The organism is Streptomyces sp. KL116D, from assembly GCF_030766975.1.
Taxonomy (GTDB): Bacteria; Actinomycetota; Actinomycetes; order Streptomycetales; family Streptomycetaceae; genus Streptomyces; species Streptomyces longispororuber_A.
This window is the reverse complement of sequence record NZ_JASERH010000121.1, coordinates 20,777-33,728: the sequence shown is the minus strand read 5'-3', so window position 1 is coordinate 33,728 and position 12,952 is coordinate 20,777. Positions and strand designations below refer to the sequence as shown.

Genomic DNA, 12,952 nt, shown 5'->3' with positions numbered 1-12,952 from the left:
AACACTTTAGTTGATTTCGGTGGGTGTTTAGCCGTTTTCGCATTTATCATTGAAACGCTTTCGCGTTTTTCGTGCGCCGCTTCCAGCAGAGCCAGACTGCTTCCCCTCCTGACCCATCTCCGTACGGAGAGCAGACAAGGAAGGTGCCGAAGGTGGCGAGAACCCGACCCCTGGAAGGAACCGGACGCGGGGACATCACGTCCCACCCGCAGCGGGTCCTCGGGACGACGCAAGGACCAAATGATTCGGCTGCGGTGAAGGGCGGAGGTGGGCGAGCGTGACGTCCACGACCGACACGGCGGAGCACCCGGGGTCACCGAGATCTCCGATCTCGCCGAGGCCTGCTGCCACCCTCGCGCACCTCCGACATCCGGCGTCATCTCGACGGCTGCGTGCTCTGCACGCGGACGTCCACGCTCTGGAGGAGATCCGCGGCATGCTCGGCGCCCTGCCGGGTCCGCCGCCGGATGCCCGAGGACGTCGCCACGCGCATCGAGCGCGGCACTGGCCGCCGAAGTGCTTCCTGGACAGTGTCACCACGGTCCCGGAGCTCTGAGCTCGCCGAGACCCCGCCGCGTGATGAAGCGCGGGCCTGTCTCGCGTGAAACCATCGGCGCGCTACGAGCGCCGCCAGGCCCTCGCTGCGGTCCCCGGACCGGCCGCAGGACACGCACGCGCCGCCACGGGTCGGGGCGCAAGCCTCGCTTCACACGGCCGCACCGGCGCCGCGCCATCGGCTCCGTCCTGACGGTGGCCGCGCTCGAGTGGGCGCGCTGCTGATGCAGAGGCACCGGCGGATCCCCGACGGCAGAAAGCGCCTCGACGAGCAGCGCGTCGGACACCTTCGCGCAGAGCACGCTGGGCCAAGGTCTCGAAGCTGCTCGGCAGGAGGCGTCAACTGAGATGGTTCGGCGCCGAGGACACCGGGCCCAAGGCTCCGGGCTCAGGCTCGCCGATAACAGGCGCCTGCGCCGCCCGTCCAGCAGGGGCACCCAGCGCAACGAGGACCCGCTGGCTGTGGAGAAGGGCACAGCACCGAAGGACGCCCTACCTCGTCGTATCCGCGCCACGAAGTCCGACCCGGCGCGTCAGGTGACGCGTTCGTGGTGGATTCCTCCTGCGTGAGACCGGCACGCGTCAAGGGCGAGACTGCTGTACACCCACTCCTACAAGCGTCGCTGAAACGAGCTGACAGACACTCCCGAGCGATGCACCGGACACGTCGTGCGTGCCCCGTAGGATCCGTTGGGTGGGGGTGAAGTCCTGAGAGGCTCGGCAGTACGCAGCAGTCCCGCAGAGACGAGAATCAAGCCGTGAAGCGACGTCCGTAACGTGATCATCATCGGCTCCGGGCCCGCCGGCTACGCGGCGGCGCTGCTACCGCGCGCGTCGCTGAAGCCGCTTGTGTTCGAGGCGCCGTCACCGCAGGTGGCGCGCTGATGAACACGACCGAGGTGGAGAACTTCCCGGGCTTCCAGGACGGCATCATGGGCGAGCTCACTGGACAACATGCGCGGCCAGGCCGAGCGCTTCGGCGCCGAAAGCTGTGCCCCGACGATGTCGTGGCCGTGGACCTGTCCGGTGAGATCAAGACGCCGTGACGGTTCGCCAGCACCGATGCACCGCGCGAAGGCCGGTCATCGTCACCACCGGTTCCCAGCACCGCAAGCTCCGGTCTGCCGAACGAGGACGCGCTGTCCGGCCGTGGCGTCTCCTGGCGTTGCGCGAGCTGCGACGGGTTCTTCTTCAAGGACCAGGACATCGCCGTGATCGGCGGCGGCGGCACCGCGATGGAGGAGGCTGCAGCTTCCTGTCTCGCGCTTCGCCAGAGTCCCGTGACGATCGTGCACCCGCACCGCGCCACCCTGCGCGCCTCAAGGCCACATGCAGGGCGCGCCTTCGCCGACCCGGAGTCGAGTTCGTCTGGGGACAGCGAGGTCGCCGAGATCAAGGGCGACCCGAAAGCTCGCCGGTCTGACGCTGCGCAACCTCAAGACGGGCGAGACGTCCGAGCTGCCGGTGACGAGGTCTGTTCATCGCGATCGGCCACGACCCGCGGACCGAGGCTCTTCAAGGGTCAGCTCGAGGCTGGACGACGAGGGCTACCTGAAGGTCGACGCCCCCTCGACGCGCACCAACCTGACAGGCCGTCTTCGGCGCCGGCGGCGACGTTGCTGGACCACACCTACCGGCAGGCGATCGCGGCGGCCGGCACCGTGCTCGCTGCGCTCTCGAACGCCGAGCGCTTCCTGGCCCGCGCTGGCCGGCGGGTGAGCCGCCGAGGCAGAAGACCCAGACCGCCAGCGTCTGGCCCGGGACACTCCCGACCCTCCCCAGAGAATGTGCCTGCTGTGGCCGGCAGCCTGAAGAACGTGACGGTCGCCTCCTTCGACGAGGACGTCACTCAAGAGCGACAAGCCGTCCTGGGCGGACTTCTGGGCGGCCTGGTGCGGCCCGCGCCGCCAGATCGCGCCGTCGCTCGGAGCCATCGCTCGCCGAGTACGGCGACGCAGATCGAGATCGTCAAGCTCAACATCGACGAGAACCCGGGCACGGCCGCCAGAGTACGGCGTCATGTCGATCCCGACCCTGAACGTCTACTGGGGTGGCGAAGATCGCCCAAGACCATCGTCGGTGTGCCAAGCCGAAAATTTTCTCGTGCTGACCGCGGGGACTTCATCGCCGAGTAGTCAGCGACATATTTCGCGAACGGCAGACGCTGTTTCGTGAAATACGAACGGGCCAGCCCCTCCGGGCCGGCCCGTTCGGCATTCCAGGCAGTCACCCCGCGGCCGTCACGGGGCGGCTTTGGGTTCCTTCTGCGGCGCCCAGGAGCCGGTCAGCGCCAGCTCCATTCCTCACTGCGGGGCTGGTGTCGTACGCAGCTCAGGCGCAGCCGAGGTGCAGAGATGAGGCCGCACCGTCTTGGAAGCCGACCGAGAGCCTTTGGGGCTTGTTCCGCGGGCAGCAAGCAGGCCGGCTCTTTCCTGGGCATCACCGAAAACTGATCGCCTTGAAGCCCCTGCGCAGAAGGTCGCCCGGCGGTATCTGCGATGACCCGGCAGACCCTGGCCCTGATAGCTCGGCATGATCCACGCGGTCATCAGCTGGACGGCGTCGGGGACACCAGGACTCGTCGGGAAGAAGTGCCATAGTACGCCGGGCTGTGAGCGTAAACTGGCCCGACCGGAACGTCATCGGCGTAACGACGACGCGTCACCAGTTACTCCAGAGGAGGACCATGATCCAGGCTTCGCTACCAGTTCGGGGTGCCCGCCTTTACCGCGGCCTCGCCACTGACCGGGTCCAGCTCCCAGAAGACGCGACCGGCAGCGCTTGGGAAGGTCGGAAGGTTGTCCAGTGTGAGCGGTACGAGCCGACGCCCCATGAAGGCGGTTCCTCGCTTCCTTCGCGCGCGCGGCGACGCGGCGGCGGCCGTCCAGAGCGCTCCGCTCCCTGAGCAGGCTGCCGACGAATCCGCCGACGGCACCGGGCCCGAGACCTGCGGTCATCAGTCCGCTGCAGACTCACCGATCGCGCTGACGCCTCCCCTAAGGAGGTGCCGCCGGGTGGATGCGCTCTTCCGTCGCATCGGCGTACGGCGATTCCATCGATACCGCCGAAGAGACCCAAAGGGCGGGCCGTCGTGCGGTACACACCGGACACAGCCCGCTCCAGGTCTCTGCGGTGCAGTGGTCAGTCCTGCTCGTCGTCCTCGGCCGACTCCGGGAGGGCGTTCTGCAGAACCGGTCCCTCGCCGGGGGCGAGACGAGCCGAGGATCCGCTCCAGGTCGGCCATCGACGCGCGAACTCGACGACGATCTTGCCCGCTTCTTCTGACCCAAGTGGCCGACCTTCACCCGCGTCTCGAACCGGTCCGACGAGCCGCGTGGCAGCTCACTCGGCGTCGAGCTTCCGCGTACCGGCCCATCGGCCCTTCGCCCGCGCCGTGCTCGTGGGCCGGGACCCCATCCGGGAGGTCGCGATCTTCCTCGACGGCATCGCACCGAGAGCCCCTCGGCGACGATGCGGTGAGCCAGGCGGTCCCTGCCTCCTCGGAGATCCTCGACGGGCAGCAGACGCACGCGCGTGGCCGGCGGACAGCACACCCGCCGCGACCCGGCGCTGCACGGCCGGAGAGAGCTTTCCCGCTTGAACGCAGTAGTGTTGGAGAGACCTGCGGACGGGACCGGCCGACGCGGTCACGCCAGCTGGTCGTGCGTGCAGTGGAAGTCCTGGAGCAGCTGGTGGTAGGCGGCGGCCTGCTGCAGCGGATTCAGCTGGGCACGGTGCCAGGTTCTCCAAGAGCGCGTCGAGGAGCAGCTTCTCGTCGCTCGGTCGGGCGCACGATGGCCGGGATGCGCTCCAGACCCGCCTCACGGCAGGCCCGCCAGCGCCGCTCGCCCATGATCAGCTCGTAGCGGCCGGGACCCACCTGCCGCACCACGACGCTGCAGCAGGCTCGACTTCCTTGATGGACGTGATGAGCTCGGCAAGGGCGTCCTCGTCGAACACGTCACGCGGCTGGCGCGGGTTGGGCGTGATGAAGTCGAGCGGCAGTTCCGCGAAGTGCGCACTCTGCGGGGCTCTCGAAACCGTCCACCGCGGCCGTCGCAGGTTCCTCGGTTTCCGTGAAACATTCTGCTGCGACAGCGATGCCACCTTGGCCGCCGCGACCCCATCGCTCCGCCGTCAGCACCGGCACGGCGGCGGGAGAAGCCGAAACTCCTCCTGCCGGACTCGCCGGCGTCGTCTTCTCAGGTGTGGGGCAGCCGGGATCAGCGCGCCGAGACCACGGCCCAGTCCCTCCGTCGCTCGCTCACTGAATACCTCCGGCGTGCTCTGCTGGTCAAGTTGAGTGCCCGCGTGGGCATGCTGGGCGTCGTAGTGGATCTCGACCCCGCGCAGCGCCATCTCCCGCGCCGCTTCGAGGTACGAGAGCGCACCGCTCGATCCTGGATCGTAGGTCAGCACGGTCTGCCCGTAGCTGGGCGCCTCCGAGATACGGACCGAGCGCGGGATGCTCGTCCGCAGAACCTCTCCACCGAAGTGGTTGCGGACTTCGTCGGCGACCTGGGAAGCCAGCCGCGTACGTCCGTCGTACATCGTGAGGAGGATCGTCGAGACGTGCAGGTCGCCGAGGTGCCCGCACGAGATCCACGTTCCGCAGGAGCTGGCCGAGCCCCTCCAGTGCGTGGTGCTCGCTGCGAGTCGGGATCAGCACTTCGCGCGCGCGACGAGGCGTTGACCGTCGGCAGACCGAGCGACTGGCGGGCCGTCGTACGAGGATGTAGTCCAGCGGCTGCTCGTACGCCTGGATGGCTCGCTGCAACCGGCTTCACGCGCCACCAGGGAGACCAGCTCGATCTCCGCACCGGCGAGAGTCGATGGTGGCCGGCGCAGAAGAGCCCTTCGACATCAGGGACGGGCTGAACTACTGGAGAGGCGGCTTACTCGACCAACACGTCGTAGATGGACGGCACTTCTGCGTGGTGGTCGATACCCAGAGCCGTGGAGGCGTTGCCCTGTGGATCCAGGTCGATCACCAGCACGCGTGCGCCGTGCAACGCGAGCGAGGCGGCAAGGTTGACCGTCGTGGTGGTCTCGCCGACCCCGCCCTTCTGGTTGGCCACCACCATGACGCGGGTCTGCTCCAGGTTGTGGCGGGCCCTCGCCCGCACGACCAAGAGCTTCTACTGCCAGTTGGGCGGCACGACCGATGGGGTGTCGTCCATCGGAGGCGGTGTTTCGTGACCGTCTCCGCCAAATCAGTACGGGACCAAGGACGGATCGGTCATCGGTCCGCGATGTTGACGTCGGACCTGGATTCACTCTCCTCGACTTCAGGCTCACCCCAATGAAGACAGGAGCCTCCCATGCCTTCGGGGTCAAAAAGAACAGCGAGGCCCGGTCTTCTGTGGATGAATCCCCCTCTGTGGACAACTCCGTTTTGTATCGAAGGTCGGAAGATTGAGTCGCGAGGAGCGAGCCGCTGCGCGTATGCGCGACTGATGATGCCATGCTGGCAGTGAGCGACGTTTTCACGTGAAAGCACGATGCACCACCGCAGTGGTGCGCGCTCCTTGCGACACCCCGAAGATGCGTACGTTTGACAGCTTTTTGTGGGTACCGCTGGTCGTCAGGACGGATCCAGCGGTACTCATCATCACGCCAGAATTGCGCCAGGAGATCACGCCAGGGAATCACGCGGGAAGGTCACTCCCGCACCGCGCGCGACCGGCGATCAGCAGCCGCGGCGCGCCCGTCCCGTACGAGCCGCCTTGGCGCGCTTGGCGCCGAAACCACGCACACCGCCGCTCTCTCTCCGACCTCGACGCGCACCACGGTGGAGCGCGGGTCGACCACGCCCTCGCCGGCGTGAAGGACCGACGTCTCCACGGCACCGAAGCTTTGCTCGGGGCGGCGCCGGCCGCAGGCTCCTCCTCCCGCGGTGTGTCGCCCTTGAGGGGCGAGCATCTCTCCGTACGGCCGCAGCAGGGGCACGCCCCACGCGGCCAGCCGGGTCGAGCGGCGCCACGGCCCGTGCGGTGACGACATGGACGGGCTGCAGCTTCCCGAGGACCTCCTCGGCGCGCGCCCACCACCGTCACGTGATCGAGCCCGAGCGGCTCGACGACCTCGGTGAGGAACGTCGTACGCCGCAGCAGCGGCTCCAGCAGCGTGATCTTGAGATCCGGCCGGACCAGGGCCAGCGGAATGCCCGGCAGCCCCGCGCCGGGCCCACGTCGCAGACGGTGACGCCTTCAGGGACCACCTCGGAGGCACAGCGCAGTTGAGGATGTGCCTCTCCCACAGGCGCGGCACCTCGCGCGGGCCGATCAGACCACGCTGCACTCCCGCGTCAGCGAAGCTCCGCGTACCGCACAGCGTCCGGGAAGCGCTCGCCGACACCGTCCGGGCTCGCTCGCAGGGGAGTTCTGCTGCCTCCGTCACGGGGACCGTCCTTCCGTACCGCACTGCCGCACTGGGGTGGCTGACTAACAGGCTGATAAAGATCGGCCCCGCCTGCGAACAGACGGGGCCGGAGGGCGACGTGCCGTTCAGGCAGGAAGCACGACGACGAAGCGCTGCGGCTCCTCGCCCTCGGACTCGCTGCGCAGGCCGGCGGCCTTGACCGCGTCGTGCACGACCTGCGCTCGAAGGGCGTCATCGGGTTCATCTTGACCGGCTCACCGCTGCTCTTCACCTCGGCCGCGGCCTTGGCGCCCTGCTCGGTGAGCTCGGCGCGCTTCTTGGCGCGGTACCCGGCGATGTCGAGCATCAGGCGGCTGCGGTCCCCCGGTCTCCCGGTGGACGGCAAGGCGAGGTGAGCTCCCTGGAGGGCCTCGAGAACCTCTCGTCGCGCCCGACCAGCTTCTGCAGATCACGGCCGCCCGAGTCGCTGACGATGGACACCGCGGCACGGTCGGCCTCGGCGTCCATGTCGATGTCGCCGTCGAGGTCGGCGATGTCCAGCAGACCCTCGAGGTAATCCGCGGCGATCTCGCCTTCCTGCTCGAGGCGGACAGGGTGTCGCCACCCTCAGGAGCGGCGGAGGTGGTGCCTTCCGTCACGGGATGGACTCCTTCTTGCGTCAAAGGCTTTGCGCCAAAGTCTTACGTCGAGGTCTTACTCTGGACGGGGACTTGGGCCGCTGCGGGCCCTTGCGCTGTCCGGACTTGGCCTTGCTCCGCTGCTGCGTGCCGCCGGCGAGCTTGGCGCCACGCGGCCTGCTGGCCTGCGGCTCGCGTCCTGCGGCTCGTCCGTCTTCTCGAGCGACGTCTTCGGCTCTCGGAGGAGTCCTCCTTGGCCGTGGTCGTCCCGGACTGGCGCTGCGACTGGACTGCCGCTTGCTGCTGCCGCTTCGGGGTCGCGGTCGACGCGGGGCGCCGTCCTCGTCCAGCACCGCGGTCGCCGTGCTCTTGGCCACCCGGGCCCGTCGGCCTGGGCCGCGAGACCGGCCTTGGTCAGACCGTTGATGAACTTGCGCTCGAACTCGCTGCGGTCGCGGCCCTTGGAGACGATCGCCTTGACGACGTTGCGATCGCGGCGGGTGCCGGATCTTCTCCGGCGTGCGTGACGTGCTTGGAGCAGGCGCTCCAGGTAAAGCGTGACTGGGCCTTGGAACCCGGCGTCGGGTTGTTGCGGATCACGTACATCTGCTGGCCCATGGTCCACACGTTGGTGGTCAGCCAGCAGACGAGGACACCGACGGGGAAGCTGATGCCGGAAGACGGCGAACATGACGGAAGACGTACATCAGCATCTTTCTGCTGCTGCATGAACGGCGTCTTCACCGTGGTGTCGACGTTCTTCGTCATGAGCTGGCGCTGCGTGAAGAACTGCGACGCCGACATCAGGACGATCATGATCGCCGTGACGACGCGGACGTCGGTCAGCGTGGCGCCGAGCGAGGCGACCTTGTCGGCGCTGTCCGTGAACTTCGCGGCCAGCGGGGCACCGAAAGATGTGCGCCCTTTGCGCGCGTCGCGCCAGCAGCGGCTCGTCGATGACACCGATCGTCGAGCCCGTCGCGATGCCGTTGAGCACGTGGTACAGGGCGAAGAAGAACGGGGACTGCGCCAGGATGGGGAAGGCACGAGGAGGCGGGTTGGTACCCGTCTCCTTGTACAGCTTCATCATCTCTTCGGACTGGCGCTGCTTGTCGTTCTTGTAGCGCTCCTGGATCTTCTTCATCTCCGGGCTGTAGCGTCTGCATCGCCCGAGTCGACTTGATTCTGCTTCACGAAGAGCGGGATCAGGCAGATCCGGATCAGGACCACCAGGGACACGATCGACAGGCCCCAGGCCCAGCCCGTGTGGGACCGAAGATCTTCCCGTACAGCGAGTGGAACTGGACGATGACCCACGAAACTGGTGTCGTGATGAAGCTAAAAAACCGCACCGTGTCCACTAATCAGGCTCCTTGAGCATGGGACTGGTCTCGGCGGCCAGGCTCTCGGGGAGCCTTGGGCAGGCGCGCCGGCGGCGGAAGGCCCGCCCCTGCGTTCGCGCCAGGCGTTGCGCAGCATTTCGTGCCACCGCGGACGCTTTCGCGGCGGAACATGATCGACACCGCCGAGCGACCACGGATTGCACCGAAGGATCCGCCAGGCGGTGAGGGCTGTCCCCTTGATCGCACCGTGCCGGTCGATGGCCCGTGAAGCCGTAGTGGGAGCACGACGGGTAGTACTTGCACACTGGACCGAGCAGCGGACTGATGGTCCACTGGTACAGCTTGATCAATGCGAGCAGTGGGTACTTCATCGCGTGCTCTCCCAGCAGCCGCTGCAGGGCGGCATCCAGGTCTCGGGCCAGTTGTGCGTGGGTGGCGTCGCCCGCAGGGGGCAACGCGCGTACGACTACCAGGCTACCTGGGGGCAACAAGGCCATTCGGTCGCGCATGAGGTGCCGAAGCCTGCGCTTCACCGCGTTCCGTACGACGGCTCCACCCACGGCCTTGCTTTCACGACGAAACGCACGCGGTGGGGAAACGTCTCCCCAGGCGCGTGCGGGTCCGTTGTTAAACCGCTACGTAGATGGACGACGACAGCGGGCGTCCGGCCGGCGTCCTCGGCGTACCGCGGTCGCGAAGTCTTGCGCGTCGCCTCAGCCGATACTCGGTAGGCAGCACGTCATGACCTGATTACGAAATCAGGCGGACAGGCTGGCGCGACCCTTGCCACGACGGTTGGCGAGAATCGCACGACCGGCGCGGGTCCGCATGCGAAGGCGGAAACCGTGGGTCTTGGCGCGACGACGGTTGTTCGGCTGGAAGGTGCGCTTGCTCACTCGGGGGCTCCAGAGAAATTCGGGTGGTGGCGGGACATCGCCTGGCTGTCACCGTGCGCCCACGAGAAGCTCGCAATACGCCCGAGTGCACCGCTACACAGACTGCAAAGAACTTGCGGACCATGACCTTGCCCATCGGAGGCGGGGCGGCAGCAGCCATCGACAAACTCGACCTGGTTACGGTACGCGCGGCTACGCCATCCGGTCAAACCAGGGTCACGCGGGAGACACTGTCCACAGGCTGGGGACAACAACTTGAACCGCAGCGGTCGCGCTGCGACTACCGTGGCTGAACTCCGATTCGTTCCCTTCTCACCACCCCCACCCGATTTTCTGCCCGACCCGGGCGTCGAACCTCCCACCCAACCCGTCCCAGGAATCACACGTTCGTGGGACCAGCGAGAGAGCGTGCCCTGTGGCTGACGTACCTGCCGATCTTGCCGCAGTGTGGCCACGAGTACTGGAGAAACTCCTCGGGGAAGGTCACGGGCAGGGCGTCGAGACGAAGGACGAACACTGGATCCGGCGCTGCCAGCCACTGGCACTCGTCGCCGACACCGCCCTCCTGGCGGTCCCCAACGAATTCGCGAAGGGCGTACTCGAGGGGCCGTCTCGCCCCGGTGGTCAGCGAGACCCTGAGCTGCGAGCGGCCGCCCGATCCGGATCGCGATCACGGTCGACGACTCCGTGGGCGAGGCCCCCCGCGCCGCCCGCCCCGCCCGTCCAGCAGCACCGCTACGAGGACACCGAGCCCCCGCCGCTCCCGGCCAGGGTCAGGGCCACGACACGTACGAGAGCCGCGACGCGTACGACGGCCGGGACGCCTACGACAGCTATGACGGCTACGACCGTCGCGGCAGGGGACGAGCAGGGGGCAGGGCCCGCGCGGCGACCAGCCCCAGGCCCCCCGCCCCGACCAGCTGCCGACCGCCCGCCCCGCCTACCCGGACTACCAGCGCCCCGAGCCGGGCGCCTGGCCACGGCCGCAGCAGGACGAGTACAGCTGGCAGCAGCCGCGGCTCGGCTTCCCCGGAGCGCGATCCGTACGCGACGCCTCCGCAGCAGCCGCAGCACGACTACCGGCAGCAGGAACGGTCGCCCTACGACCAGCAGGGCTACGAGACCGAGCGCGGCCGCTACGACCAGCAGCCGGAGCGCTCCCCGTACGAGCAGCAGCCCAAGGAGCGCTCGCCCTACGAGGACCGTGCGGCGTACGAGGGAGCGCGGCTCCTACGAGCAGCCGCACGAGCGTCAGCAGCGGCGCGATCCGGGCGAGCACGCGATGGGCGGCCGGCCGGGGCAGGACGGTGGTCCGGGTCACGGCGGACGCGGCGTGCCCACAGGTGCGCCCGGTCCGCTGGCCGCGCAGCCCGCGCCGGCGACCGGTCCCGGCGAGCCGACCGCGCGCCTGAACCCCAAGTACCTCTTCGACACGTTCGTCATCGGTGCGTCGAACCGTTTCGCCCACGCGGCGGCGGTCGCCGTCGCCGAGGCGCCGGCGAAGGCCTACAACCCCCTCTTCATCTATGGGGGAGTCGGGCCTCGGCAAGACGCACCTCCTGCACGCCATCGGGCACTACGCCCGCAGTCTCTATCCGGGCACGCGCGTGCGGTACGTGAGCTCCGAGGAGTTCACCAACGAGTTCATCAACTCGATCCGCGACGGCAAGGGCGACTCCTTCCGCAAGCGGTACCGCGAGATGGACATCCTTCTCGTCGACGACATCCAGTTCCTCGCGGACAAGGGAGTCGACGCAGGAGGAGTTCTTCCACACTTTCAACACGCTCCACAACGCCAACAAGCAGATCGTGCTCTCCAGCGACCGGCCGCCGAAGCAGCTGGTGACCCTGGAGGACCGGCTGCGCAACCGGTTCGAGTGGGGACTGATCACGGACGTCCAGCCGCCCGAGCTGGAGACCCGTATCGCGATCCTTCGTAAGAAGGCGGTGCAGGAGCAGCTCAACGCCCCGCCGGAGGTGCTGGAGTTCATCGCGTCCCGCATCTCGCGCAACATCCGTGAGCTGGAAGGGCGTTGATCGGGTCACGGCCTTCGCGTCGCTCAACCGACAGCCCGTGGGACCTGGGGCTCACCGAGATCGTCCTCAAGGACCTGATCCCCGAGTGGCGAGGACGCGGCCCCCTGAGATCACGGCGACGGCCATCATGGCGGCGACCGCGGACTACTTCGGTCTGACGGTGGAGGACCTCTGCGGATCGTCGCGCAGCCGCGTGCTGGTGACGGCGCGCCAGATCGCGATGTACCTGTGCCGGGAGCTGACGGACCTGTCCCTGCCGAAGATCGGCGCGCAGTTCGGCGGCCGCGACCACTACGACCGTGATGCACGCGGACCGCAAGATCCGCGCGCTGCATGGCCGAGCGGCGCTCCATCTACAACCAGGTCACCGAGCTCACCAACCGCATCAAGAACGGCTGACAGCAGCCCCGGTCACGGCTCTGCCCACGCTCTCCGAAGGGCGCTCCGGAACGACTTCCGGGGCGCCTTCTTCATGTCGACGTGCGCTCGCGGAGGCCGCCGCACGAAGCGCGGTGTTCGATTTCCGGCCGCGTTACGGGTGTTCTCCACAGATGTTCCGGGTTTTTTCCGATCCACACCCTGGGGACCGCGAAGTTGTCCAGACTGCGTCCACAGGGGCTCCTGGTGACAGAGCATCAGGGCAGGTCAGCGGGCTGTGGATTGGTGGACAGAAGATCTCCACAGGCTGTGGACAGATTTTTCTTCCACAGGGTGTGCATTTCGTTGTCCACCGTCGACCCACAGGATGACAGCCCTTGCAGCACAGCGATCCGGAGCTTCTCCACACGGCTGTCCACTGTTCGGCAACGCGACGCGCCTCGTCACCGTGGCGAGTGAAAGGCGTCACACCAAGGGGGTCGGTTGGGCTGTGGGGAACGGGGGTAAAGCTGGGGGACGGCGCTGGGAGAAGTACCCCGAGCCTGTGCATCGGGTGTGCAGAACTTTCGGCCGTCCACAGAAACCGTGAGTTGTCCACCGCCTCGGCCCACAGCCTCCGTGGACAAAAAACCGGCTCTGACCTGCGAACTAACGGTTATCCACGGTTTCCACAGCCCCTACTACTACTCCCAACTAGAGAGCTGGGAATTCGTTTCGAAGTGGGGGCTGTGCACAACTTGCTCGG

At 67.6% G+C, this 12,952-nt stretch carries 5 protein-coding genes and 11 pseudogenes; 6 read left to right on the top strand and 10 right to left on the bottom strand.

Going from position 1 to position 12,952, the window contains the following annotated elements:
- Nucleotides 1-69: 69 nt before the first annotated feature.
- The 4 genes and pseudogenes from RBJ77_RS45380 to RBJ77_RS45365 form a co-directional block, all read left to right on the top strand.
- A pseudogene (locus tag RBJ77_RS45380) lies at nt 70-281 on the top strand (RNA polymerase sigma factor SigM); the annotation flags it as partial.
- Nucleotides 278-556, top strand: coding sequence for a hypothetical protein (locus RBJ77_RS45375; RefSeq protein WP_372350309.1), 279 nt, complete (start codon nt 278-280; stop codon nt 554-556). The pseudogene RBJ77_RS45380 and the gene RBJ77_RS45375, both read left to right, overlap by 4 nt.
- A gap of 776 nt (nt 557-1,332) precedes the next feature.
- Nucleotides 1,333-2,255: pseudogene (locus tag RBJ77_RS45370) on the top strand (NAD(P)/FAD-dependent oxidoreductase); the annotation flags it as partial.
- A gap of 211 nt (nt 2,256-2,466) precedes the next feature.
- Nucleotides 2,467-2,730, top strand: coding sequence for a hypothetical protein (locus RBJ77_RS45365; protein WP_372350311.1), 264 nt, complete (start codon nt 2,467-2,469; stop codon nt 2,728-2,730).
- Nucleotides 2,731-2,873: 143 nt separating this feature from the next.
- On the opposite strand, the pseudogene RBJ77_RS45360 reads toward RBJ77_RS45365, so the two are convergent.
- The 10 genes and pseudogenes from RBJ77_RS45360 to rpmH all read right to left on the bottom strand — a co-directional run.
- Nucleotides 2,874-3,388: pseudogene (locus RBJ77_RS45360) on the bottom strand (GNAT family N-acetyltransferase); the annotation flags it as partial.
- Nucleotides 3,389-3,696: 308 nt separating this feature from the next.
- A pseudogene (locus RBJ77_RS45355) lies at nt 3,697-4,803 on the bottom strand (ParB/RepB/Spo0J family partition protein).
- A gap of 51 nt (nt 4,804-4,854) precedes the next feature.
- Nucleotides 4,855-5,769, bottom strand: a pseudogene (locus RBJ77_RS45350) (ParA family protein); the annotation flags it as partial.
- Nucleotides 5,770-6,244: 475 nt separating this feature from the next.
- Nucleotides 6,245-6,886, bottom strand: a pseudogene (gene rsmG / locus RBJ77_RS45345) (16S rRNA (guanine(527)-N(7))-methyltransferase RsmG).
- Nucleotides 6,887-7,061: 175 nt separating this feature from the next.
- Nucleotides 7,062-7,574, bottom strand: a pseudogene (locus RBJ77_RS45340) (protein jag).
- Nucleotides 7,575-7,967: 393 nt separating this feature from the next.
- Nucleotides 7,968-8,321 carry a hypothetical protein gene (locus tag RBJ77_RS45335; RefSeq protein ID WP_372350308.1) on the bottom strand — a complete coding sequence of 118 codons (354 nt, stop codon included), beginning with the start codon at nt 8,319-8,321 and terminating at the stop codon, nt 7,968-7,970.
- The gene (locus RBJ77_RS45330) at nt 8,260-8,697 is read right to left on the bottom strand and encodes a YidC/Oxa1 family membrane protein insertase (protein ID WP_372350307.1); all 438 of its coding nucleotides are present in this window, start codon (nt 8,695-8,697) and stop codon (nt 8,260-8,262) included. Before RBJ77_RS45330 ends, RBJ77_RS45335 begins: the two co-directional genes overlap by 62 nt.
- Nucleotides 8,698-8,891: 194 nt before the next feature.
- Nucleotides 8,892-9,267: pseudogene (gene yidD, locus RBJ77_RS45325) on the bottom strand (membrane protein insertion efficiency factor YidD).
- Nucleotides 9,265-9,634: pseudogene (gene rnpA / locus RBJ77_RS45320) on the bottom strand (ribonuclease P protein component); the annotation flags it as partial. The pseudogenes yidD and rnpA, both read right to left, overlap by 3 nt.
- A gap of 20 nt (nt 9,635-9,654) precedes the next feature.
- A complete protein-coding gene (gene rpmH / locus RBJ77_RS45315) occupies nt 9,655-9,792 on the bottom strand; it encodes a 50S ribosomal protein L34 (protein WP_006381191.1) in 138 nt (45 codons plus the stop codon).
- A gap of 415 nt (nt 9,793-10,207) precedes the next feature.
- Between rpmH and dnaA (RBJ77_RS45310) the strand changes: the two are divergent.
- Both dnaA (RBJ77_RS45310) and dnaA (RBJ77_RS45305) read left to right on the top strand, forming a co-directional pair.
- Nucleotides 10,208-10,858 (top strand): annotated as a pseudogene (gene dnaA, locus RBJ77_RS45310) (chromosomal replication initiator protein DnaA); the annotation flags it as partial.
- A gap of 330 nt (nt 10,859-11,188) precedes the next feature.
- Nucleotides 11,189-12,228, top strand: a pseudogene (gene dnaA / locus RBJ77_RS45305) (chromosomal replication initiator protein DnaA); the annotation flags it as partial.
- Between the last annotated feature and the right edge of the window lie 724 nt (nt 12,229-12,952).

Excerpts from the sequence above, each read along its gene's own strand:
- RBJ77_RS45335 (WP_372350308.1), bottom strand. The coding sequence starts at position 8,321 with ATGACGAAGAACGTCGACACCACGGTGAAGACGCCGTTCATGCAGCAG.
- RBJ77_RS45330 (WP_372350307.1), bottom strand. The coding sequence starts at position 8,697 with ATGAAGAAGATCCAGGAGCGCTACAAGAACGACAAGCAGCGCCAGTCC.